The sequence below is a fragment of the Microcoleus sp. N9_A1 genome, from assembly GCF_036701795.1.
In the GTDB taxonomy this organism is placed as follows: Bacteria; Cyanobacteriota; Cyanobacteriia; order Cyanobacteriales; family Microcoleaceae; genus Microcoleus.
Genome location: NZ_JAUBRI010000001.1, coordinates 84,945 through 108,558, shown reverse-complemented (window position 1 = coordinate 108,558; position 23,614 = coordinate 84,945). Strand labels below are relative to the sequence as shown.

Here is a 23,614-nt window from a genome sequence, read left to right as displayed (position 1 = left end):
GGAGTCGGAGAAGGACTTGTTCCAGTTGCTGGAGTCGGAGAAGGACTTGTTCCAGTTGCTGGAGTCGGAGAAGGACTTGTTCCAGTTGCTGGAGTCGGAGAAGGACTTGTTCCCTCAATGGTGAAGGGATTGTCGTCTACGCGGGGTATTTGAGCTGTAGTGAACCGAGATTCATCTAGCGAGTTCGATCGAACATCAATTAACACCGCCAAAAATTCCCCAGTTTGCCTGTCCCTAATAATCGTGTTGCTAGAATTCGAGCCTTGGCCCTGGAAAATTTCTAACTCTGTAAAGTTTAAACCTCCAGCCAGACCGATCGAATCTCCCGCATTAAAATCTCTAATTACATCAGCATCGCCGATTTCGCGGCCGCCAGTAGTCAGAAACCCGTTGCCACCAGGCGACGTGCCCACCCTACCGAGAACAAAGATATCCGATCCGTCGCCTCCTGTCAGAGTATCAGACCCGCGATCGCCCGAAAGAATATCATCCCCAGCATCTCCAGACAAAGAATCATTGCCGTCGCCCCCGAAGAGCAGGTCATCACCCTCGCCGCCGTCACCAGTATCGTTACCAACACCGCCGGTGATGACATCCCCGCCCTCGGCGCCCAACAAAATATCATTGCCAGCGCCGCCGATCAGGCAGTCGTTACCCGTGTCGCCAAAAACAGTGTCACTGCCCTTGTCGCCAAAAATCAGGTCGTCCTCGCCACCACCGCGCAGACAGTCATTGCCTTTACCGCCGTACAGCGAGTCGTTGCCTTCAGCACCCAAGACAAGATCGTTGCCCTGGTCGCCAAAAGCTACGTCACCGCCCTCGTCGCCAGAAACCAAGTCATCGCCTTTGCCGCCCCGCGCCGTGTCATTGCCACGCCCGCCCTCAACGATATCTTTACCAGCGCCACCGTTGAGAGAATCGTTACCGTCTTCGCCCCTGAGTAGATCGTCTCCGTCCCGACTCAGAAGCGTGTCGTCGCCGCCACCCCCGGAAATCGTGTCATTGAACAAGCTGCCGATTAAATAGTTACTGCCGTCATTGGCGACAACTAAGCCATCGACAAAAAGTGGTTCTGGGGGAGGCGTAGGAACTGTCACAGGTGGCCGCGGCACCGGGGTGATCGAAATGTCCGGGCCCGTCCCCGTCATTGTTGTCGAAGTCCCCGTCATCGTTGTCGAAGTCCCCGTCATCGTTGTCGAAGTCCCCGTCATCGTTGTCGAAGTCCCCGTCATTGTTGTCGAAGTCCCCGTCATTGTTGTCGAAGTCCCCGTCATCATCGGCTCCGTTCCCGACGACGGCGTAGGCTGCGGCACCGTGCCGCTATCCAAACTATCCTCGTTCTCATCGGGTAGCCGCCCTTCGAGAAAAATTAGTGGTACTGCACTTGCCATTGTTCCGACTCCTTGCGACGCTACTCAAAAACTACTAAATAAACTTAAAGTCAGATGCAGTAATGACGGTGCTGAGGGCTCCCGGCACTGTAGGAATAGAATTCAACACTGCCAAATCGAAAGCTGGGAGACTGTCATCTGCCATATTCGGGTCAAACCCTAGAACATACTTGTTAAAAGTATTGTTCAGGTACACGAAGAAAGCTCCCGTTTGGCTCGAACCGTTTTGATTTTTCAACACTGCATTTACTGCTTGAGCGTTGTCGAACTTATTTTCAAACAAAATGACTGATTGCTTGCTAATGTTGTCGCCGCTAGACCCGATATTCCTGACGATAAAACTGGTGAAATCGAGAGTAGTTCCTGAGTTGGTTAAACCTGCGAAATTGGACGACCTGAACAAAAATCTGTCGGTCTCGCTGCCGTTAGCGTTAAAGTCAGCAATCACGTCCACGCCTTCGCTGGGAGTTTCGTAGTAGAAGAAATCATTGCCAGCATCGCCCGTGAGCAAGTCAGAACCGGCACCGCCACCCAAAATGTCATTGCCTGCACCGCCGGAAAGCGAGTCGTTGTCATCACCGCCCAATACCAAGTCATTGCCGAAGGCACCGCTGAGACAGTCGCTGCCGGCACCGCCGTCGAGAGTGTCATCGCCCGCTTGGCCGTCGAGCGAGTCGCTGCCGGCCTCGCCCAACACGTAGTCATTGCCGGAACCTCCGAGTCCGGTGTCGTTGCCTTCTCCACCCAAAATCGTGTCATCGCTGTCGGCGCCCAAGATGGAATCGTTATTTATACCGCCGTCGAGCAAGTTTCTGCCCAGTCCACCGTCGAGGATGTCGTCGCCTGCACCGCCGTCGAGGGAGTCGTCGCCAATTCCGCCCAATAAGGTGTCGGTGCCTATTCCTCCAAGTATCGAGTCGTCGCCGGATTCTCCCAATATCGAGTCATTGCCTGTTCCGCCGTCAATGGTGTCGTTGTTGTCACCGCCCAAGAGGTTGTCATTGTCATTGCCGCCGAACATCAGGTCGTTGCCCAGTCCGCCGATCAGCGAGTCTATGCCATCTCCGCCGTCAACGGTGTCGTTGCCCAGTCCGCCGTCAACGGTGTCGTTGCCGATCGCACCCACCAGCGAGTCGTTGCCTGCTTCACCGAATACGAGGTCGTTGCCGCCATTACCATCGATCAGGTCGTCGCCGTCGCCCCCAGCGAGGGTATCGTCGCCTGCCCCGCCGAGGATGAAGTCGCTGAGGTTGCTGCCTGTAAAGCTGCTGGCTGGGAGTGCGCTGCGATCGACAATATTATCTACCACCGTGATGCTGAAGGATGCCGGTCCGAGAGTTGCAGATCCGTCGGAGGCTGTAAACGTGAAAGTGTCGCTGCCACCTGTCGCCAGCAAGTTGTATTTGACGATGTTGTTGTTGATATCGTCTTGCGTGAATTTGCCACCGACGTTGAGAAAGGTGGTGCCCCTTTGGACAAAACCTCTGGTAGCATCGGGGGCTTTAGTAATCGTGTAAACGATTTCCAAAGGGGTGTTGTCGGGATCTGTGACTAACAACTCGGCGGCAGTAATCGTCTGGGTAGGATTACTTTTGGCAACCACCACACCGTCGTTAATTACTAGCTGCGGCGGGCTACTGACGTTGATGGTTACTACCGCCTTACTTGTACCGCCGCTGCCGTCTGCGATCGAGTAGCTGAAGCTGTCAGTACCCGAGAAGCCCGGATTCGGGGTGTATTTGAATACGCCGCCGCCCACGGGAACCAGGCTCCCTTTGCTTGCAGGAGCAAAAGTCGTGACAGTCAGAGCGCTTTGTTCCGGGTCAGTGTCGTTCAACAGAACGTTAAAACTGAGTTCTTGACCCGCAACCGTGGTGAAGTTGTCGTTAACTGCTCTTGGAGGTTGGTTAAAGATGGGCGTCGGACTTCCTGTCGGCGTCGGACTTCCTGTCGGCGTCGGACTTCCTGTCGGCGTCGGGAAATTCGGTGTCGGGAACGTCGGCACCGGCTCGTCTGGCGTCGGTGTCGGGGTCGGTGTCGGCGTCGGACTGTCTGTCGGCGTTGGTGTCGGGCTGGCTGTCGGCGTTGGTGTCGGACTTGCTGTTGGCGTCGGCGTCGGACTTGCTGTCGGCGTCGGTAGGGGAAGCGGAGTTGCGCTGCCGGGAACTGTGGGGGCAATTACAAATGAGCTTCGCCCTAGGGTTCTGCTGTCCACTCCGGGCAATACTGCTAAAAAGTCGCCGCTGACGCCGTTGCGAATAATCGTGCTGCCGGCTTTGTTGTCGGTGCTTTGGAAGATTACCAAATCTTCAAACTTGAGGTCGCCACTCAAGCCGATCGCATCTTCGCCTTGGCGAAAGTCTGTGAAAATGTCGGCATCGGCGATGTCGGGGCCGCCTGTGGTGAGAAATGCCGGGTTAGTGCCGTCGCTGCTGCTGCCACTGGGGGAACTGAAGGCACCGATGACGAAGACATCTCTGCCTTCGCCTCCTGCCACTACGTCTTTGCCTGCTTCGCCCCAAATAACGTCGTTGCCAGCACCGGCGTCCACAATGTCGTCGCCGTCGCCGCCGAATACGATGTCGTCGCCGTCGCCGGAAAAAAATGTATCCCCGCCGGCGTTGCCGTAGAGCCAGTCGCCTCCTTCGTTGCCAAATACCAAGTCTTCGCCATCGCCGCCGAAGAGCGAGTCGTTACCTTCGTCGCCCCACAGGATGTCGTCGCCTCGATCGCCCAAAAAGCTATCGTCGCCAGAGCCTCCACGCAAGCTGTCGCTGCCTTTGCCGCCGTAAGCCGTGTCTCTGCCTTCGCCTCCGATTACCGTGTCGTTGCCGTCATTGCCATACAACAGGTCGGGGTTATTTCCCCCGTCGAGGGAGTCGTTGTCTTTACCTCCGTACAGGGTATCGAGTCCTGAACCGCCATCGAGAACGTCGTTGCCGGGCGCGCCGAACAACACATCATCATCGTCGTTGCCAAATACTAAATCGTCGCCGTCGGCGGATTGCAGGTTGTCGTTGCCTTGCAGCCCGGAAATCACGTCGGGGCCGGGACTGCCAACTAAGGAGTCGTTGGTTTCGGTGCCGCGGACTACGCCGCCGATGATTGCGGGCGACGTACCTTGGCCTCCGCCCAATGTGTCGTCTATGCCGCCAAAGGTGTCGTCCCCGGAGGGAGTTGGAGTTCCCGTCGGTGTTGGAGTTGGAGGCGGAGTTGGCGTTGGAGTGGGTGTTGGAGTTGGTGGTTCTGGTGTTGGTGTCGGTTCTGGTGTTGGTTCTGGTGTTGGTGTTGGTATATTTACTACTGGCACTGCACTTGGCATTATTTTGGCTCCTTTAAACGACGATCCCGATTAACTTTAAGAACTGATTAGTATCAGTTTGTTGCCACAAATCTGGCTTAAAATTGATTAATAATCCCATCATTTCTAGCATACTAAATCAAAACTGCAACGGCTATGGATATTTTTTAAGCCGGGCATCTTTTGATCTCAAAATATTAATGATTGCACGTTTTGCTGCCTATGTTGGGTATACTTTAATATCGCGCCATTTCGAGAGAACCTAGAAGTCGGGCTTGGAGTCAGCCCGGTGTATTTATCCAGAATCAGAAAAAATAAAAATCTTCGCCGTCATAATTTTTTCTTTCCGAATGTCGAATGCTGAATACAGATGTGCCTCTTGCCTCCAGAAGCGAATGCATTATGCTGACTGCTGACAAGAAACAGAGCTGTTAATTAGGGGCAGAAGCGGGCCGGTTTGTTCTTGTCCACTGACGGATAGTTCGCTGTGGCAAAGGTAAAGCAGGGAACAGCGACTTAACAAATCTAGCAGAATTCGCCGCAGTCGCTGTTGGTCGGCCGCTGTTTCCTCTTCGGTTTCCCAGGGACGCCCCTGTTGCGATCGCAAAAATAAGGGAGCACCAAACAATGTCGCCGCACCGCCACTCAGCCACAGGGGCGAGCCGGCGTCCAGCCAAAAGTGCCATTTGTGGGCGCGGCGACTGCTGCGGTACTGGAAGATGTTGGCGAGGGTGACGGCTCTGGCTGCTGGGCCTTCTGGACTGACTGGAAAGGGGTTGGCGGTGACGGTTCCTTGGCGCAACAACTGGATGAACCGGGCGATGGTTTCTGAGTCGCCGCCGTTTGTTGGTTCTACGCGCTGCATTCGCCCGTTGATTTCCCAGTAGTGGGTGGCGGTTTCCATTAACTCGCGCAGGGCTGCTAGCCGATCGTAGGGGAGGTATCTGTCGTTCATGAGAAATTTCTGGATGGCTCGATCGAGCAGCGCAATTGGACTCGGCAACAGCCGCTCCTGCTGTTGCGACCGCTGTTGTTCGATCCACTCGACAATGTGCTCGTAGGCCCTGGCTGCTCGGTGTCCCAGTCTGTCCCACCGGGGAAAGGCTGTAATTGGCAGCAATTGAGGTTGATCGAGATCTGGACAAAAACAGTGATCGGCGATTAAACCTGCTCTCACTTGGTCGATCGATTTTTGATTTTGAATTTGAGATTTTAGATTGAACGTCGAGTTGGAATCTTCTGTTTCCAATGAACGGTGTTTCTGGCTGCCCAACACTACCAGCATTTCGGCGGCGCCGTCTCGATCGACTAAACGGCCGAGTCCCGGATAAACTAAGGCTAACAAAGTGAGTAAAGCTCGAATCTCTGGGGTAGTCGAGAGGGGACGCTGATCGTTGAGGGATACGGCGGCAATATTATGTCGCGCCAGAATTTCCGTTAAACTGTAACGGGCGATCGCATCCATCCCAGGAGCAATTACGGCGATTTCCTGCGGTTCCACGGCTTGTGACTTCACCGTATCCACGATGATTTCGGCTGTTTCTCGCAGCAGTTGAGCCCGGGAAGTGGTTTGGAGCGATCGAACTGATCCGGGCAAACTCAAGCCTAAAGGATAAAAGCCCTCAGTATTAACTGCTAAACTTACCGCTAAATCTCCAATCTCTGGGGCTAAACCGGCTTTTTCGTCCAAATTTACCACGCTTTGACAGCGGTCTTCGAGTCGGGCTAGGTATTCAGTGTCAGCCCCCAAGCCCAAACGCACTCCTCCATCCCGATTGTAGGAGAACGCCCCCGCTGCACCTTGGTCGAGCATTCGATCGAACAAATGGCGACTTATCGCCGGATAATCGTCAACATCGTCTGCGATCACAGCTTGGTATCTAGAGGCCAAATGCTGCTGGTAACTGACATCCGGCAACAAATAGCGCCAGTAGAGTTCGCAAACAATCCCGTAAGTCAGGAGCCCCCGCGTCAAGCACCATTCCCGCCACCTTTCCAACAACTCTCCCATGCTAGTCCACAGGTTGATCGAGCTGCCTGAGAGAGCAAATCCCTGTTCCAGAATGCTGGGAATCTCTTTTCTCGGCGTACCGCTGACAGCAGCCAGTTGTAATAAGTCTAGAGTTCGACGCACCATTCGAGTTGGACTTACCCCTGTTTGTTGCAAAATGCCTTCGTCTAGTTCGCGACGCCAGAGTCTCGTGGCAAGTTCCAGTTCTGTTTCAGGTTGCAGCCGCAGGGGAAATTGAGCCCTCAAATCCAGCGACTGAACTAGCAGGGGCCAAAATAACAATACCTCCTGCTCAAAAAAACCGAAGGGCGTTGTGGAGTGAAAGGTATATTTTCCTTCGGTAGCGACGGCGATGCGATCGGCTAATTCCAGCCGATTGTCTCCATTAGCTGCTAAGACTAAAATTGCTGGGGCAGTTTGTCCCGCCCGCCGCCGCCCGGAACTCGATCGCCTTGAAACTGTTGTGGACAGGGGCTTGACTGTTTTGCTCCAAATGCAGAACTGCTCGACTAAACGAGTGGTTTTGCCACTGCGGGCAGATCCGACAATCCAAATTGAATCTTCGGTGGCAGTTCTCAATTTATGTAAATTTGTTACCATACCGTGAATACTTTAATCACTAATGTCTACAGCCAACTAACCAGCTTTAGCTATGAATACTTCTCCCTGGAACAGGATTGTAAAATATCTCTACAGCCTTCACCAATGGTATCGAGAAACCCCTGAGAGGGCTCTAGAACAGGCCTACGATGCTGCGTTAGCAATTAAGGCGATGGAAGACGAGCATTTTGGCGGTCAAGGAATCTCTGAGCGATCGGGAGATTACGGACAAAGCACACTGTCTTACTTTAAATCAGAACTGGAAAAATACCTCAAGGTCATCCAAACCCGAATGGTTGAGTTTAATGCTAGCCGTTCTTTTTTGGAACTGCCGGAGCGAGTGGGGGCTAAACCAAAAACTGGGCACAGCGCTGAGCCTCACCAGCACGGATTACATCTCAACAATAAAGATAGAGCCTCCCTTATATTTGAGAAGCTAGAGTTTATTGATGGAGTCATCGACAAGTATATTAATAATAGTAGATCAACGGCAATTGTTCCGGTTGTCAGTTCAGTAAATGTGCAGGCACAATCTACAAAAAATAGCAGCTCTCCACCTGACCAAAATAAAGGTTCCGCTAATTCTGTTAAAATTCACGATGGTGAGGTTGACACTAACTATGAAGAAGTGAATTTATTGCCGCGATCACTTTTGGGAACTTTGAATCGAATCACTAAAGATTTAGACCCTGGAGCTGAAAAAGAAGTAGTCAAGAATTTTCGCAATTCCAAAGTAAAAACGATTATTTCTCTGAGATTTATTTTGCTTTTGATTTTAGTTCCGCTGTTGACGAATCAAATTTCCAAAAACTTTCTAATCGGACCGGTAGTTGACCATTTTAGAGGTCAAGAAAATGCCCCAGTTTTCATAAATATTGACCTGGAAGAAGAAGCGTTCGAAGAACTGGATAGATTTGAGCAGCACCTCAAATTTGAAATGTTAATTGGCACGGCTCCGTCGCTTTCTTCAGAGGAAAGAGAAAATAAGATTGCCGAGAAAGCAGTTGAGCTAGCGGAAGAATACCGCTCTGAAAGTGGTGGAGCTATTAAAAATATTTTTGCCGATTTGATTTCCTGCATGGCCTTTGCCGCGATTATCGTCACTAATAAGAAAGAGATTGAGATTTTAAAGTCTTTCATGGACGATGTGGTTTACGGTCTCAGCGACAGTGCTAAGGCTTTCGTAATTATTTTGTTTACCGATGTGTTTGTCGGATTTCACTCGCCTCACGGTTGGGAAATAATTCTCGAAGGTTTATCGAGGCATTTGGGAATACCAGAAAATAGGCAGTTTATATTTTTGTTCATTGCGACTTTTCCAGTTATCTTGGATACGGTATTTAAGTATTGGATATTCCGTTATTTAAACCGGAGTTCGCCTTCGGCTGTTGCTACGTACAAGAATATGAACGAATAATCAGAGGCGAAGGAAGAAGGAAGAAGGAAGAACAAAAAATGTAATAATAGCAATGGTTTCAGGTATTGATAACGTCATCAGTAGGGCGCCCACTGCACACAGAGTGGCTTACTCATAGCGCATAAAACCATTTATTGTTTGCGTCAGGAGTGGTTTAATTAAGTTGATCTACTTAAGCTGTTTGGCCTCTAAATTTTATTTTTGGGCGGGTTCTCGCGCGCACCCCACAATAATTTTATCAAACTTGACATTCATCAAGGCTCCGCTCAGGAAGCGTAAAATTTAGATGCGCCTAGGTCGATCGAAAAAAAATGCGATCGCCCGCAGAATCTCTCGAAAGAAATCAAAAGCGCGATCGCATTCCCGGAACTCATTACCAATTATCAATGATCTAATTCCAACGCTTCTTGCGCTGTCGCTGGCTTGCCACCGCCTCCACCAGCCCCAGGCCGAGAAAATTACTCAGCAGCGACGCATTCCCGTAACTTAGGAAAGGCAGCGGAATGCCCGTAACCGGAGCCAAGCCAATGTTCATGCCAATATTTACAAACACCTGAAAAATCAACATTGAGAGTACGCCGATCGCCAGCAAAGAACCAAAATTATCGTTAGCAGTTTGAGCGATCGTCACCAACCGGAAACAAATTATCCAGAACACCAACAACACGCTAATACAGCCAATAAAACCCAATTCTTCGCCAATAGCTGAAAAGATAAAGTCCGTATGCTGTTCGGGAATAAAGTTAAGCTGAGTTTGCGTTCCCTGAAACAAACCCCGGCCCTTCAGTTCCCCGGCCCCAATAGCAATCCGAGATTGAATCAAGTGATATCCGCTGCCTAAAGGATCTTTCTCGGGGTTTAAAAACCCTGTCAGACGCATTTTTTGATAATCTTTGAGCACATTCCAAAAAATATGTCCGAGGTGTCCAGAAACAACGTTCACCAACACAGCACCGAAAGTCCCCAACCAGGGCCAAGGCAGGGTTCGCCAAGCGATAATACCCGCAACAACTACCCAGGCTATCCAAATCGGTGTAGACAGGTTATTGAAGAGAACTGAGATGAGAGGAGAGAATAGCAATATTAGCCAGCCGGGATTGACATTACCCCAGTAAAACATCCCCATTGTGATCGCGCCGAACACCAAGGAAGTACCTAAATTTGGTTCAGCAAATATCAATCCCCAGGGTACAGCCATAATCGCCAGCATCTTCAACATATTACCCACCGTGGGAACAGTCTTGTCGTGCAGGAGAGCTGCTAAAGTGACAATCATGCCTACTTTGGCAAATTCTGACGGTTGCAGGTAGAATCCGCCGATGTTGATCCACCGCTGGGCACCTAGCCCTGTAGTACCGATAAAACGCACTGCGATCAGCGACAAATTGATTAATATGTAAATCGGCCATTTCCACTCAAGCAGTATTTGGTAGCGGCAGCGGGAAATGATGATGGCGAGGAACAAACCGATTGCCCCAGTTACCCAGTGTCGCCACCAGTCGATCAGCCCCTGGTTGATTTCGACGCTGCGGATCATGATTCCCCCGAAGATGGTGAGGGCGATGCAAGCGGCGAACAGCCAAGGGTCTGCTTCTTCCCAGGGTTTGAAGATTGATTTCCAGCGGTTTCTGACTTGTATTCTCTGCAACATGAGGATTTTAGATTTTAGATTTTAGATTTTAGATTATCGAGCTGATTTTCGGAAGTTGTGGATATAGTTCGGATTCAGAGCCTGCACCTTACTTGAGAAGCGTCGGTGTGAGTACCTCACATTATTCGGGGAGTTGCAGGGATGTTCCGGGAACTGAAGAAGGAACGCGAAACCGGGTATCTGGGTATTCTATTTTTTTCTGTGCGCTTACTTAATTTATTTCGCGCACGTGGTCAGAAACCCGGTTTTTGTCGAGAAGACGCGTTACAACTCGCAGAAACCGCTAAAAACCCGGTTTCTTGGGTTTTGATTCGTAAGCCCTAGAATCGTCAGGCCGGTTCGTAAAGGTACTCAAAACCGTTACCGTCGGGGTCTCTGCCGTAAAAAGATGCAGTACCGTCGCGGTGTTCGTGAATGTGGGTGACGGAAACACCATCGGCTTTGAGTTGTTCGTGGGCGGATTCCATTTCGGTACGATCGTCAAATACAAACCCAAAATGCGGCCCTGCTTGGTCGTAAGTTGGACTCATCAGCGCCAGTCCGTCCTCTCCTGCTTTCAAATAAGCCCAGTCTGCATCTTTCCAGACTAACTCCATACCCAAGTCGCGGTAGAATTCAGCAGATTTCTCGATGTCTTGCACGCAGACGGCTACGTGTCCCAATCGTTTTAGTTTCATGTCTACAAAATTTATGGTTGTTCTTTCGTTTATTGTATCTATTTTCTGATTTGTTGCTCGATTAATTAGGTATTTTTTCTGTCTTTTTTGTGGCGGACAACTGTACTTTTTCTACTTGTTTGCTGGCGTCCATTTCGCTGAATAGTTGAATGGCGCGGTCAAAATTTTCTTGGGTTTTCTCGATGTTACCAAGTTTTTGTTCTGTCAGTGCTAGTTGATAGCAAGCTTCGGCTCGGTCTAATTTAGCGCTGGCTCGATCGAGTATTTCTATTGCTTCTGCATGGTGCTGCAGGGCTTGGTCAAATTCTCCCTGTTCTCGGTACAGCGCTGCTATACCGCTGAGAGCTTTGGCTTTGATGGTGCTGTACTGGTTTTGGTCGGCTTGGGCGATCGCTTGGCGGTACAAACTCAAAGCTTTCTCTGTCTCTCCCAGGTTTTGATAGGTGGCGGCGAGAAAAACTAACTTGTATCCCGTACCCACCAAATGACTGTTTTCCCGATCGGCATAAAGTTTTTCGGCGAGTTCCTCCGCCTCTTTTTTTGCTCCGACACAGGAGTTGAGGAAAGCTAAGCCAACATCGATCGAATAGCTGTTAATCCCGATTTCATCCCGCGAATTTTTCAGCTTGACAAATATCTCCATAGCTGATTCTAATTCCCGCATTTCTATTTGGCAAAAACCTATATTAATTGCAGCGTTAACTTTCCAGAATTCCAGATTAGCTTGTTTGCCGTTTTCCGGCTCGCTGCTTTTCGCTATAATTTGCAAAGATTTAGTTGCTTTTATTTCCGATATTTGGTGGCATTCTATGGCTTGATTGAGTTCCCCTAATATCCGGTAACAAACGCCTAAAATACTGTAAAGACCGCTCAAATAATAATCAGAAGTCACATTGTTGACGATGCGAGTAGTTGCTGAAATTATTGGCTGCAAGAAACCTAATGTGTAGAGTGCTCGACCGAGCTTGTAATCTTTGGCAAACTGGATATTAATTTTTTTGAGGATGACGCTAGCGGCCTGCTCGAAACAGCTAATTGCCACATAATGATAGTAAGCTTCAAAAGCTTTCAGCGCATCTTCTACAGTCTCAATATTTTCAACACTCTCGCTCCAGAACTCGGCTGCTTTGCGGTTTGCAGTTTCCCAGTCTCCGGGCGAGAGCCGATCGACCGCTTCTTCCCGAATGGCTGGATGCAGCCAGTATTCGCCCTTCTGAGACTCAACTAGCGATCGGTGCAACAGCGATTTAATGATTTGTCGGCGTCCGGCTTCGGGCACGTCCCACAGCAAACACAAAAGTCCGTCAGTCGGGACTGTCGGCACGTCTTGATAGCGGTAACAGCCCAAGCGGCAGAGGAGTTGATAGGCTTCGGCATCGAGTTCTTGCAGGCGGTTAAACTGACTGGTAACTAAATTTTTTAAGTCAGTTTCAAGGAGCGGATCTTCGCTGTTTTCCAGCCAGTAGGCCGCCATATCTCCGTCAAAATCTTCTCGAATCGTGCCGCAAATAATGCCCATTGCTTTAGCATTGCCGCCGTAAACTTTGTGCATTTCCTTGAGGGCGACATCATCTATATTGATGTTGCGAGCGCTAAAAAACTGCCGCCAAACTTCAACTTCCAATCCTGGAAGCAGGTAGTGTTCGACGGTGACATCAGAATCGCACAGCCGATCGCGACTGGTAATCAGCGTTACCGACTGCACCTCCGCGTCAGCCAAAACTCGCAACAGTTCGACGTAAAGCCGGTGCGGTTCAATAAACTTACCTTGTCCGTCGAGTGCGGCTTCCAAATTGTCAATCAATACGCCGACTTTGTGAGTCTGAAGCTGCCGCTTCAGCCGCCCCAGGGTGACGCCAAAGTCGGGCCCTGGTTCTTCCTGAAAGTCTTGCTTGAGCCATTCTTCGATCGCGCTTTCCAAAGCCGTGATGTTTTCTGTCTCTTTTGCCATCAACAGTTCAATTACCCGATCGAACCCTTGAGATTTGAGATACTGTCTGCCCAAAGTCGTTTTGCCCATACCGCCGGCACTCTGGATGACAATGACTTTTGCACCTTGATTGACAAGAGTATTGAGATCGGCGATTGCCACTTCCCTGCCCAAAAAGTTGGGGTTTTCGATGTCCAACTCCGAATCAGGGCCCAGAGATCCTGTCGCCGCAACAATCTGTCCCGACTGCGGTTCTAATTTCGAGTAGCTGCGCCAAAATCGCTCTACTACGGCCTGAAGGTTGTCTCTTTTGACTTTTTCTCCTTCTCCAAACAAGGCTGAAAGTCGCTTCCACAAATTAGAGGCAGCATCCTTAACAGTCCCTACTCCATACCCTTCACTATCTGCAACCTGTTGGTACGTCCTGCCTTGCACTCCCATCCATGCTTCGCGAAAGATCGCGCTGTCAAGGTTGTCGAGAGTTTTCAGGTTTCGAGCCACAAGTAACGAATTAGTAAAATCCAGTGCACGATCTGCTTCCATTTAGTCACCAGGTTTAGCGTTACCCATCTGACACAACTTTAACAGACTTTTTCCGACTCGCTTACACGCTCAAACAGTGGACTTGTATAGACTTTTACCGACTGACACGGCCGAGGTTGGCGGGGGATACTGTTGAGTGTCGAGGGGAAGTTGACAAACCAGCTTCTAACTTACACGCCGATCGAGTCGAGTTTATATTTGGGAGCAAGCAGCTATGTCTATTAACGATGTTGAAACAGCGATCGTCGATGAAGAAATTCGACCTAACGAGCCCGGCCGCGTTCGTTTCCAAAACAGTTGGTGGCCGGCGAAGTGCGATCGAGACATGACTTTTGAACCCGGTGAGGTGGTTCGCGTCGTGGGGATTGAAAATATTACTTTGATCGTTGCAGCGTCGTTTGTCATCAATTCTGAAAGTTAAGGCAAATCTACAATCGGGAGCAAGCAATCATGACTTTTGACAATTCCCAAAAAGCGATCGTGGATGAAGAAATTCGACCTAATGAGTGCGGTCGCGTTCGTTTCCAAAACAGTTGGTGGCCGGCGAAGTGCGATCGAGACCTGACTTTTGAGCCTGGTGACGTAGTTCGCGTAGTCGGAATTGAAAATATTACTTTGATCGTTGCAGCGTCGTTATAAATCAATGGGTTAGGGACGCGAACTATCAGTTTATCAGATATAAAAGTTACGCAAAAATTGCAACTAGGAGCAAAAAATGATGACTGTCAGCTATTTGGAAAAAGCGATTGTAGAAGAAGAAATTCGGCCTAATAAATGCGGTCTCGTCCGCTTCCAAAGCAGTTGGTGGCCCGCTAAGTGCGATCGAAAAATAACTTTGAAACCCGGTGATGTGGTTCGCGTCGTGGGACTTGACAACATTACTCTGATAGTTAAAGCGTAGTTGGGAATTAATCTGGAGGTGGGGAGTTATCGGAGGGTAGAAAAAATAAAGTTGCGATCGCGTTTCTATTTCGATACATTTCTTTTCAAGCGCGCGATCGTACTCATCACCTCTGTTATATCAATTCCGGCTGCACCGGAATGATATAGAGGACACCGCGAGAGCCTAAGTCCCTACAATTGATCGCGGTAGGGAAACGGCACTGCCGTGTCCTCTGTTTATATCATTCCGATGCTAACGGAATTGATATTAATTTCAATATTCTAGAGTTTAACCTCAACCACAACCCGCCGCTGACAGTATTGTCGGCGGTTTTTTTCAGTAGGGACACGGCATTGCCGTGTCCGTTAGACAAAGTAGGGACACGGCAATGCCGTGTCCCTACTTACGCAAAGCCTATATGTCATGCTGAGTGAAACGAAGCATCAAGCGAGATGCTTCGCCCAAATGCCTAAGTCCTATTTTTCATAACGGGCTAGAAGATGCCAGACAAAGATATCGGGGTCGTCATGATCTATCATCTCTTTAAACATGGAAACAAAAGGCTCATAGTCCAAAAACTGCATCTCCAAACTGAGTTGTTTTAATCCTGCTTCTTTAAAGATGCGATTTAACCGCAAGGGAGTGTAATAAATCTGGGCAGTTTGCCACTCAGCATCCCAAACTTTATTGCCGTAGACATCGATAAATCCCTCTGTAACACAGTGAGCGTGTTTGCGACTGAAATAGGCAATTTCTAAGAAGCATAAGGTGGTTGGAAAATATCCGTATATCTTGCCACCTGGCTTGAGAACTCTTCCAAATTCCCGTATCATCTCGCGGTTGGTTTTATCCTCACTGGAAACCACGGCATTTACAAGGAGGACGTAATCAAAGCTGTGTTGCGTTAGTGAAGCTTGGCGTAGGCATCGCTTCCCTATTTAAAAACTGTCCGAAGTATTGATTGTAAGTGCCTTGCGAAAATCCTCAACCGAGAGCCTATTTCTCATACCGGACGAGAAGAGTCCAGAGATAGATATCGGGATCGTCATGCTCGATATCCTCTTTCAGAACGTTAGCTAAAATTTCCGAATCCAAAAAATAAATCTCAAAATTTAGCCGTTTCAAACCCACTTCTTTAAAGATGCGATTCAAGCGCAAGGGCGTATAATTTATCTGTGAATAATGCCAATCCCGCCCGTGAAGCGTGTTGTGCGGTACATTGACTAGCCCTTCTGTTACCCAATAAGCGTGGGGTTTACTTAAATGGGCAATTTCTAAAGGACAAAAGATGGTAGGAAAAAAGCCGTAGAGCTTACCACCTGGTTTGAGAACTTTAGAAAATTCGTGTATCATCTAGCGATTGATTTCATCCTCACTGGAGACAACTGCAGCAACCGCTAGGACATAATCAAATTTTTCTTTCCAATCGGGTCTTTCTTCTATTATTTTGGTAGAATCAACTTTCTCAAAAACTAATTGTTGGCTGTTAAGCCGGGAATCTCCATCTGCTTTTTGCCAATTTTCCCGTGCTTTTTCAATTCCGGTTTGGGAAAAATCTGTGCAGTAAATTTTGCCAATTTGCGGACAAAACTCTAGTAATGCCTTCTGAAGATGAATTTCCGAGCCACAGCTAGGAATCAGAACTTGGATGTCTGGAGAATTGGGAATATCAAAGCAGGAAGATTGATTGTAAGGACGGATCAGGGCTTTGCAAAGGTCAGGGTCTTGTGTCAAGCTGAAAACCTTGCCAGCATAATCTTTGTGGTTTTCATCCCACATCGCTTTCTCTTCTTCAAGAGATTTTGAGGCAAGGCGACTAGAAGAGGGGATGAGCCATTTAGATTCATTTGTGTTAGTCATTATTTTCAAGTCCAAGATATTCAGTACAGGTCAAATTTGTTAGTAACGCGATGTGTAAATTTCCTCTTTTCGCCCTTAAAAAGGGCAGGGTTGATTCATTTTCCCGAAGTCCGCCCGGAACTTAAGTTCCGGTCTAATAGCTCAAGTCCATTGAAATAAACTAAAAAGCTTCCTGTTTCTTGTAGTCGGTTTCAACCGACTTTGGCTATAAGCCAGGGAATTAATTCCCTGGCGGGTTTGGGTTGAATCAAATCTGTGTGTCAACCGCTAACCACCAAGGTTCCCTTGTCCATCACGAACATGACATCTGCACGTAATGCATGAGCCATGCGGTGCGTGATGAAAATTACGGTGCGTTCCTTGGTGATACGCTCGATGGTGGCGAGGATTTCCCCTTCCGTGGCGGGGTCTAATGATGATGTGGCTTCATCCAGAATCAAAATAGCCGGAGTTCTGACTAAGGCTCTAGCAAGGGCGATTCTTTGCCGTTGTCCCCCCGATAACTGTCCGCCTCTGTCACCAACAGGGGTATCGTAACCTTGGGGTAAAGTTAAGATAAAATCATGAATTTCTGCATTTTTGGCGGCGGTTTCGACTTCCTCATCGGTGGCTTCTAAATATCCCATTCTGATATTTTCACGGAGGGAAGTGTTAAATAAAATCACATCTTGAGAAACCAGTCCCATTTGGTCGCGCAGGGATTTTTGAGTGCAGGAACGCAAGTCAATACCATCAAAAAGAATACTACCTTGCTCGGGGTCATAAAGTCTGGTTAATAGATTGACAATGGTGCTTTTACCTGACCCACTCTGACCGACAATGACGGCAAAATCTCCTTGTTTGATGGTTAGGGATAGGTTATCAATGCCTTTTCTTTCTGAGGAATACTTAAAGGTAACATTATCAAAGCGAACTTCCTGGGTAAAATGGGGTAATTCAATCGCATCAGGTGCGTCTTGTATTTGAGTAATTTCAGCTAAGAGAATATTAATACGTTGCATCCCAGCTATTCCTTCTATGAGGTAGGGGAGGGAAAAGGTAAAGCTAAGAATATTTAGATTTAAACCGACTAAGAAAACCTGAAAAGATGCCAATGTACCGACTGTAATCATATTTTTGTAGGTCATGACTGCACCGATACAGATCACGGCAAGTTGGACAAAGACAAAGACTAAAGTAGGAATCCTTTGGACTAAATAAGAGGAAAATTTTGCTTTTACATAAACTTTCTTTAACTGGCGCAAATTGATGTTAAAATGATTGATGGTTCGACTTTGTAAACCAAACAACTTAATCACAGATTGAGAGATAATATTTTCTTGAATAGCATTAGCTATTTCGCCCTGTTTGTCTCTTAGTTTATAGTTTTGTTCTGTAGCTGTTTGACCAATTTTGGCGGGGGCAAGGACACATAAGGTTAACCCGATACAACTAATTAGACCTAACTGCCAGTTGAGGGAAAACATAAAAATAGCAGAAAATAATATGCTACCGAGTTCTAAAACTAGAATGAATCCGTAGCTCAAGCTATTTTCTACTTGTTCGGTGTCGGCTGAAAAACAGTTGACAATATCTCCGGCTGAACGTCGCCCAAAAAACTCCATAGATAGGGTTTGGAGGCGAGAAAACATAGCATAGCGGATGTTATTGATGACTGAAATGTTAAACCGTGTTGCCCAAAAATCTCCTAATAAGCCGATGAAGACAAATAAAATCGCTCCCCCACCCAGCAATAGCAGAATTAAAACCAGGAGACTATAATTTTGGGGAATGATTGCAGCATCAATAATGAACTTTAAGCTGATCCTAATTGAGGAGTCAAAAGCGGCCTCAAAAAGACTACGAGCGATGAGAAGAATTGCTAACCATCGGTAGGGAGCGATGTATTTATTCAGTTCTTTGAGAAACCAAATTAGATTCATTTTTTTTAATTAAAAGCTGACTTGCTCCAATAAACTAGGGGTTCTCAAGCCAGCTAAGGTGGTATTGCTAGTACAGAATAAAACAGTAGTCATCTCAGCCAGTAAATCTTCCACTAGCTGAGATGCTGTAGTGTATGATTCAGCGATTTGACTACAGTAGATTATAAGAAACTTTGAGCAGCTTACTTGCTAAGGTGTTTTTTGGCAATCGCTTCTGAAAGTGCTTGATCGAGATAAGCAAGTTGTTGACAGGCTTTAGAGATAGCGATTAAGTCTTTAATTTCACACATCGCCAACATTTCTAACCCTTTTGTGTAGTGAGAAACATCTTCTAAAGCATGAACTTTATAAAAAGATGTTGCTGATTCACCATATAGAGCTAGAATTTTTTCGTACAAAATAATCTCACTATCCTGAATCGCGAAACCCTCTAAAGGAAGTCTGTATCCTAAAATAGATAAGGGGCTTTCGTAATTTATCAAGTAGAAAATACTTTGGTAAAAACTGGATGTAGCTGGCAGTTCTGGAAATGATTCAAGAGAGTAGCCTAAGGACTGTAAGTCTTGGAGGGCTAAGTTTTCATGCCCTAGTTCTCCTTTAAGACTTTCAACGAAGAAAGGGAAGAAAATACTATTAGCACTACATCGAGAAAGTGCTAGAGCTTCTATACGAGGAGTGTGGGAAGTTTGATAATAACTTTGAGCAAGTGTTTCAGCATAAACCAATCGATTATCCCAAGGAAATTTGGCGGAATTTTCTTGCAATGATTTAATACATTTTTCAATTTCATTGATAACTTGAGAGACTAAAGCCTCTCTCGAAATGTTGAGGTTATTTGCTCGCTCGGTTAAAAACATCTGATTTTCTCCTTTTTGCTCTTTTTGGATAACTTCAATTCTTGTTGTTTTATAATTCAAACAATACATTTTCATGCTGCTTGGATTATTGGGCGTGATTTAAGAGAATATTTAGCAAAAGCCTCCCTAATAATTTCTGATATCAAGTGGGCAAAGGGAATACTCGCTTGGTGCAAGATAGTGCCGACGCTGGTTTGTCCATCCTCAAGGAATGGAGAGATAGGCTGAGAAGAAATACCGCAATTTGCGTTTACTTCAAGTACAAAAAGCTCTTGAGATGCGTTATCCATTCGGATATCCACCCGTCCATATCCATTGCCACCTACTGCACAGTAAGCACGTTTGGCTAAATCGTAAATTTGGTCAGATAAAGGAGAAATAACTAGCTGTCCAGTCAGAAAACCTTCTAGGCTATTTTCTAAATGTATCTGGTGAGACTTTAATTTCTCAAATTTAGACAAGCTGGAATGAAATATCAGTTCCAGAGGTGGATAGATTTTTAGTTGGTTTGGTTGTTGGGCCGAGCCGAGAATCAATACAGTGAATTCACGTCCATCTATAAAGCGTTCCACAAAAAGATTGCCGAGACTAAATTGGTACTGTTGTTGTTCTTGTAGTAAGAATTGCAGATGTTGATGGATTTCTTCATCACTATGAACCACAGACTTGTTAGACAGTCCTGCTCCTCCATAGTAATCAGATGGCTTGACAAGTAAGGGAGTGTTAAGACGCTGGCAAATTCCCTTAATCTCGTTGAGATTTGAAATAACTTCGTAGGGTGCAGTCGATACACCGGATTGAAGGAAAGCACGTTTCATTAAAATTTTGGATGATGTGATCTCGAAAAAGTTAGAATCTGCTCCCGTAAAATTTATGCCTTTTGCCTCCAGCAGTTTAATAACCGAAATCCCTGGATACCCGTCGATTTCATTACCATCACAATAGTTTAGTATGATCGGAATAGACTCATTTCTGGAAGCAGTCACTTCTTCTACAACCGCGTGCATATTTTCTAAGGTTATCGGCTGCCACTTCCACTTTATTTCGAGTTCGGCAAAGACTTTACCGAGGTCTTGACGAATAGTGCTATAGTCGTAGTCGCTTATCAATTCTTGAGCTTTAAATTCGTAGGGAATAAATGCCCAGACAAAAAGCTTATCCCTAGACACAGGCAATTCCTGTAACATAAATATTTCCTCCGTCATTTTGTTATCAAAGAGTGGCATAAAGTCCTTACTTAATAGCAACTCAGTAGAAGGCCGAGTAAAAGCCTCAGCAATTATTTCAGACATCAGATGAGAAAAGGGAATTTTGGCAAGGTGTAAAATAGTACCGACTTTGGATGTATTTGGATTTTCTACACCCATCGTGAGAGACGTGGAAGTGACAAAAGGACAGGGATTTACCTCTAAAACAAACATCTCTTGAGTTATCTCCTCCATACGGATATCTACTCGTCCATATCCAGTAGCACCTATTGCACAGTAAGCACGTTTAGCTAGTTCGCTTAGTCGAGCCTGCAATTCAATCGGTGCTAATTGATAACCGAATAACGGTTCCTGATGGGGTAGGATAGTTCGTTCTTCTGCTTCTCCTAGCCATAGCTCACGGGTATAAAATCGTTCAGTTTCGGGTACACCAGAGTGAAAAACTGTTTCCAAGGCTGGATAAATCTTTATTCCCTCTGGATGTTGAGCAGTCCCTATGACTAAAACCGTAAATTCTCGACCTTTGATAAATCGCTCGACAAAGATACTGTCTGCCTGAACCTGCATCCCATGTTGCCCTTGCTGTAAATGTTCAAATCGAGCGATCGCTTCTTCATCAGTGTGGATAACAGATTGCAAGGAAATGCCTCTCGTACCAAACGAAGCTGAAGGTTTGACAATCAGTGGAGGTACAAGCCGATCGCACAATCCCCGAATACTATTGACATCTTTAATTACTTCATAGGGTGCAGTTGAAACTCCCGACTCAACAAAAGCCTGTTTCATCAATATTTTGGAGTCCCCCATTTTAAAAAATTGAGAATCTGCCCCTGTGAAGGTAATCCCTTTAGCTTCCAATAGTTTCACAACAGAAGCCCCTGGATATCCATCAATTTCATCGAGTCCCGCACAGTAGTTCAGTACAAGTGGGAAATATTGGGCTTGAGAAGCAGCAACTTCTTCAACCACTGCCTTCATATTTTCTAAGGTGATTAGCTTAAACTTCCATGCCACATCCAGTTCGGCAAAAACCTCTGCTAGTTCTTGCTGAAAATATACAGGAGCGAATTCTTGGTTAGAAAAATTTTGCTCTTCTACAGATAAACCAGGAAGAAATGCCCAAACCAGTATCTCTTTGTCTAGAATTTGTAGATTTCTTAGGGGTTGAATCAGTTTCATTTTTTTAGTTTGAGTAAATAGTATTAACTAGAGGAATAATCGCGGAGGTAAAAGCATAGTCATGTTGGATTTGTCTATAGTTGTGCTAGTTTTTTTGATTCTACAAAGTTTCTATGCAGGCGCATGAAAGGTGAGTTAACTCGCTCTAGATGTTTCAAATTAAACACATCTAACATCATAGCCATACCACTACCATATTCAGGGTGATTTATCATATCAATTAGTTGATACCCTAATTTTTGAAAGAAAGGAATCATGTGGGGTTCACAGTCTATAAAATCAAATTTTATTCTATCTATCAGCATTTGATTGTAATGCGCTTGCATTAGAGTAAACCCTATGCCCTTTTTTCTTAGATTTTTGTCTACCATAAATTTAGTACAAACTGACACATACCCAAGATTGGTGTTTTGAGTAGCATCACTTATTTTAAAAAGGCTAAGATAGTACCCTAAATCTGATTGTCTAGCATAGTTACTCCGAACAGTTCCCACTACTTTATTTTTTTGAAAAGCCACAAATATGTTGCCTGAATTATCTAACGGTTCTTCTATTTTCTGTCCTTTATGGTTGGCATAGTGTTGGGCATATCCCATCTCTTCTACATAGATTTGATAACGTAATTTGAAAACCTGTTCTTTTTCTTCAGGGGTTTGAGCTAATCTGATTTCCAGCATGGTAGTTTTATGTTTGTAAATTCAGAGTTTGTTTTTAGTTAGAGCGCTCACGCTTCTGATGTGGAAATTTAATTAGGTTGTGGGGCGATCGCCCTTCTGATGTGGAAATTTAATCAGGTTGCGGGGCGATAGCCCACCGTTGGGACAAATGCAACCCGTTCCTGCCTCTCCTGGCAGAGCATAAGTTGACCAACGGTTGCCGTTGCTAATGTTGACTATCTCCACCTCTTCGAGGGGCAATATTCCGACTTTCTCCAATAACTCTTGGTCAATGGTGATACTGCCCACATAATCGCGCTTGGCATCGGTCACACATACTCGATGAAGTTTAAGCGTGCATCAGTCTAATTGTCGCCATATTACTCCTTTTGGTAGTCATCATTTTCCTACTAGGTCTTCACAAAGTTCATCTAGGCTTTTTTGGTTGTCCTTCACAAGCTCTTCTCCGAGTTTTATCAGCTTGCGTATTGTTTCCTTTTCGATATCGTCCATTGCAATATTTTCCGACATCTTTTTCTGGTAGCGATAATACTTCTTTAAGCCTGGAAGCTTTAATCCGGAATTGCCAGTTACTAGGTCTTCTAATTGTTCATGAGTGGCTTCGGCTACGCCTTTCATCATAACTTCCAAGAGCGCTCCAGGAGGTCTTGTCTTCGGCTTGAGCGGATTCCCCAACATCCATGCCCGTATCCCTTCATTTTCAAGATAGGGGCGTAATACTTTCATATTTCCTGTCCCCAGAGAAACTAGAATAAAGTTTTGCTCATTTTGATTTTGAGACAGACGCTTAGCCCGAATCAAAAGATCGAGCGCCGGATTATTAATGTAAACTCCACCATCAACGAATACCGGGGAGGATTTCTCTAAAGAATACTTAGCAGCAGGAAAATAAGTGGGAGCTGCTGATGTTGCTCGTGCGGCTTGCCAAACATAATAGTCTTCTTCGGGATTTTTACAGGCTTTTTGGCTACTGAAATAGTATGGACTGTCATTCTGTATGTCATAACTAGACACCACCACATCCTTTCTTTTGTCTAATTCAGACATTTTTGTATCCCCAAATTTTTTTCGTAAATAGTCTTCAATACTTTCTTTTTTATAGGTTGGCTTATCGAAGCCAGGAGCCTTATAGTTTTCGCTTTTCGTCTCCTCTGCTTCACTCAGTTCCTCGCTATTGCTATTTTCATCGCTTTCTTCTTGCTTGGGTTCCTGTTGCTTGAGTTTTACGAAAATCTTGTCTCCTTCCTCTGTGTAAAACTTATTCAACTCTTCCGCACTATATATTGATTGTTCTCCCTCTCCTTGGTGTTTCGAGTTCAAACCCAAAGCAATAATTCCCCCAGTTGACGTTCCGCCCATGACATCGAATAGCTCGTGAATCTGCTTACCTGTCTGGCGTTCAATATATTCAAGCACTTTTAAAGGAATAATGCCACGAATGCCACCACCATCAATTGATAAAATCCGAATGTTATTCATTGCATTTCCTCCAATTACTGAATCGGTA

The 23,614-nt window shown here is 46.4% G+C and carries 18 protein-coding genes and 1 pseudogene; 4 read left to right on the top strand and 15 right to left on the bottom strand.

Translation table 11 applies throughout. The annotated features are described in order from the left end of the window. From QUA58_RS00395 to QUA58_RS00385, 3 genes and pseudogenes are all read right to left on the bottom strand, one after another. Positions 1 to 1,391 (bottom strand): annotated as a pseudogene (locus QUA58_RS00395) (calcium-binding protein); the annotation flags it as partial. A gap of 34 nt (positions 1,392 to 1,425) precedes the next feature. Next, positions 1,426 to 4,713, bottom strand: a complete 3,288-nt coding sequence (locus QUA58_RS00390) for an Ig-like domain-containing protein (RefSeq protein WP_333392614.1) — start codon at positions 4,711 to 4,713, stop codon at positions 1,426 to 1,428. Positions 4,714 to 5,092: 379 nt separating this feature from the next. After that, the gene (locus tag QUA58_RS00385) at positions 5,093 to 7,303 is read right to left on the bottom strand and encodes a recombinase family protein (RefSeq protein ID WP_333392613.1); all 2,211 of its coding nucleotides are present in this window, start codon (positions 7,301 to 7,303) and stop codon (positions 5,093 to 5,095) included. Positions 7,304 to 7,355: 52 nt separating this feature from the next. On the opposite strand from QUA58_RS00385, the gene QUA58_RS00380 reads away from it, so the two are divergent. Continuing rightward, complete coding sequence (locus tag QUA58_RS00380) at positions 7,356 to 8,720, top strand: proton extrusion protein PcxA (RefSeq protein ID WP_333252184.1); 1,365 nt, start codon at positions 7,356 to 7,358, stop codon at positions 8,718 to 8,720. A gap of 391 nt (positions 8,721 to 9,111) precedes the next feature. Here QUA58_RS00380 and rodA read toward each other — a convergent pair whose 3' ends face one another. The 3 genes from rodA to QUA58_RS00365 form a co-directional block, all read right to left on the bottom strand. Further along, a complete protein-coding gene (rodA, locus tag QUA58_RS00375) occupies positions 9,112 to 10,371 on the bottom strand; it encodes a rod shape-determining protein RodA (protein ID WP_333252185.1) in 1,260 nt (419 codons plus the stop codon). 329 nt (positions 10,372 to 10,700) lie between these two features. Next, a complete protein-coding gene (locus tag QUA58_RS00370; protein ID WP_333392612.1) occupies positions 10,701 to 11,048 on the bottom strand; it encodes a VOC family protein in 348 nt (115 codons plus the stop codon). A 61-nt stretch (positions 11,049 to 11,109) separates the two neighbouring features. Then, entirely contained in the window at positions 11,110 to 13,521 is a 2,412-nt protein-coding gene (locus QUA58_RS00365) for a tetratricopeptide repeat protein (protein ID WP_333392611.1), read from the bottom strand. 214 nt (positions 13,522 to 13,735) lie between these two features. Here QUA58_RS00365 and QUA58_RS00360 point away from each other — a divergent pair, with 214 nt between their 5' ends. From QUA58_RS00360 to QUA58_RS00350, 3 genes are all read left to right on the top strand, one after another. Then, complete coding sequence (locus QUA58_RS00360; RefSeq protein ID WP_333252188.1) at positions 13,736 to 13,942, top strand: NfeD family protein; 207 nt, start codon at positions 13,736 to 13,738, stop codon at positions 13,940 to 13,942. A gap of 29 nt (positions 13,943 to 13,971) precedes the next feature. Continuing rightward, positions 13,972 to 14,160, top strand: coding sequence for an NfeD family protein (locus QUA58_RS00355; protein ID WP_333252189.1), 189 nt, complete (start codon positions 13,972 to 13,974; stop codon positions 14,158 to 14,160). A 76-nt stretch (positions 14,161 to 14,236) separates the two neighbouring features. Then, positions 14,237 to 14,422, top strand: a complete 186-nt coding sequence (locus QUA58_RS00350) for an NfeD family protein (RefSeq protein WP_332982109.1) — start codon at positions 14,237 to 14,239, stop codon at positions 14,420 to 14,422. A gap of 458 nt (positions 14,423 to 14,880) precedes the next feature. On the opposite strand, the gene QUA58_RS00345 is transcribed toward QUA58_RS00350, so the two are convergent. From QUA58_RS00345 to QUA58_RS00305, 9 genes are all read right to left on the bottom strand, one after another. After that, complete coding sequence (locus tag QUA58_RS00345; RefSeq protein WP_333392610.1) at positions 14,881 to 15,270, bottom strand: hypothetical protein; 390 nt, start codon at positions 15,268 to 15,270, stop codon at positions 14,881 to 14,883. 130 nt (positions 15,271 to 15,400) lie between these two features. Continuing rightward, entirely contained in the window at positions 15,401 to 15,757 is a 357-nt protein-coding gene (locus QUA58_RS00340; protein WP_333392609.1) for a hypothetical protein, read from the bottom strand. Beyond that, entirely contained in the window at positions 15,758 to 16,264 is a 507-nt protein-coding gene (locus QUA58_RS00335) for a hypothetical protein (protein ID WP_333392608.1), read from the bottom strand. Positions 16,265 to 16,524: 260 nt separating this feature from the next. Then, positions 16,525 to 18,186 carry an ABC transporter ATP-binding protein gene (locus QUA58_RS00330; protein WP_333392607.1) on the bottom strand — a complete coding sequence of 554 codons (1,662 nt, stop codon included), beginning with the start codon at positions 18,184 to 18,186 and terminating at the stop codon, positions 16,525 to 16,527. A gap of 182 nt (positions 18,187 to 18,368) precedes the next feature. After that, positions 18,369 to 19,103, bottom strand: a complete 735-nt coding sequence (locus tag QUA58_RS00325; protein WP_333392606.1) for a hypothetical protein — start codon at positions 19,101 to 19,103, stop codon at positions 18,369 to 18,371. Between the two features lie 11 nt (positions 19,104 to 19,114). Continuing rightward, on the bottom strand, positions 19,115 to 21,430 hold the full coding sequence (locus QUA58_RS00320; protein WP_333392605.1) for a hypothetical protein: 2,316 nt from the start codon (positions 21,428 to 21,430) through the stop codon (positions 19,115 to 19,117). A gap of 74 nt (positions 21,431 to 21,504) precedes the next feature. Beyond that, the gene (locus QUA58_RS00315; protein ID WP_333392604.1) at positions 21,505 to 22,107 is read right to left on the bottom strand and encodes a GNAT family N-acetyltransferase; all 603 of its coding nucleotides are present in this window, start codon (positions 22,105 to 22,107) and stop codon (positions 21,505 to 21,507) included. A 72-nt stretch (positions 22,108 to 22,179) separates the two neighbouring features. Further along, on the bottom strand, positions 22,180 to 22,419 hold the full coding sequence (locus QUA58_RS00310; protein WP_333392603.1) for an aspartate 1-decarboxylase: 240 nt from the start codon (positions 22,417 to 22,419) through the stop codon (positions 22,180 to 22,182). 66 nt (positions 22,420 to 22,485) lie between these two features. Further along, complete coding sequence (locus tag QUA58_RS00305) at positions 22,486 to 23,586, bottom strand: patatin-like phospholipase family protein (protein ID WP_333392602.1); 1,101 nt, start codon at positions 23,584 to 23,586, stop codon at positions 22,486 to 22,488. Positions 23,587 to 23,614: the final 28 nt, after the last annotated feature.

What these genes read in the sequence shown, in the direction of transcription:
- QUA58_RS00385 (WP_333392613.1), bottom strand. Translation starts at nt 7,303, where the DNA reads ATGGTAACAAATTTACATAAATTGAGAACTGCCACCGAAGATTCAATT.
- QUA58_RS00380 (WP_333252184.1), top strand. Translation starts at nt 7,356, where the DNA reads ATGAATACTTCTCCCTGGAACAGGATTGTAAAATATCTCTACAGCCTT.
- QUA58_RS00320 (WP_333392605.1), bottom strand. Translation starts at nt 21,430, where the DNA reads ATGAAACTGATTCAACCCCTAAGAAATCTACAAATTCTAGACAAAGAG.
- rodA (WP_333252185.1), bottom strand. Translation starts at nt 10,371, where the DNA reads ATGTTGCAGAGAATACAAGTCAGAAACCGCTGGAAATCAATCTTCAAA.
- QUA58_RS00370 (WP_333392612.1), bottom strand. Translation starts at nt 11,048, where the DNA reads ATGAAACTAAAACGATTGGGACACGTAGCCGTCTGCGTGCAAGACATC.
- QUA58_RS00315 (WP_333392604.1), bottom strand. Translation starts at nt 22,107, where the DNA reads ATGCTGGAAATCAGATTAGCTCAAACCCCTGAAGAAAAAGAACAGGTT.
- QUA58_RS00355 (WP_333252189.1), top strand. Translation starts at nt 13,972, where the DNA reads ATGACTTTTGACAATTCCCAAAAAGCGATCGTGGATGAAGAAATTCGA.
- QUA58_RS00360 (WP_333252188.1), top strand. Translation starts at nt 13,736, where the DNA reads ATGTCTATTAACGATGTTGAAACAGCGATCGTCGATGAAGAAATTCGA.
- QUA58_RS00350 (WP_332982109.1), top strand. Translation starts at nt 14,237, where the DNA reads ATGATGACTGTCAGCTATTTGGAAAAAGCGATTGTAGAAGAAGAAATT.
- QUA58_RS00335 (WP_333392608.1), bottom strand. Translation starts at nt 16,264, where the DNA reads ATGACTAACACAAATGAATCTAAATGGCTCATCCCCTCTTCTAGTCGC.
- QUA58_RS00340 (WP_333392609.1), bottom strand. Translation starts at nt 15,757, where the DNA reads ATGATACACGAATTTTCTAAAGTTCTCAAACCAGGTGGTAAGCTCTAC.
- QUA58_RS00330 (WP_333392607.1), bottom strand. Translation starts at nt 18,186, where the DNA reads ATGAATCTAATTTGGTTTCTCAAAGAACTGAATAAATACATCGCTCCC.
- QUA58_RS00365 (WP_333392611.1), bottom strand. Translation starts at nt 13,521, where the DNA reads ATGGAAGCAGATCGTGCACTGGATTTTACTAATTCGTTACTTGTGGCT.
- QUA58_RS00305 (WP_333392602.1), bottom strand. Translation starts at nt 23,586, where the DNA reads ATGAATAACATTCGGATTTTATCAATTGATGGTGGTGGCATTCGTGGC.
- QUA58_RS00390 (WP_333392614.1), bottom strand. Translation starts at nt 4,713, where the DNA reads ATGCCAAGTGCAGTGCCAGTAGTAAATATACCAACACCAACACCAGAA.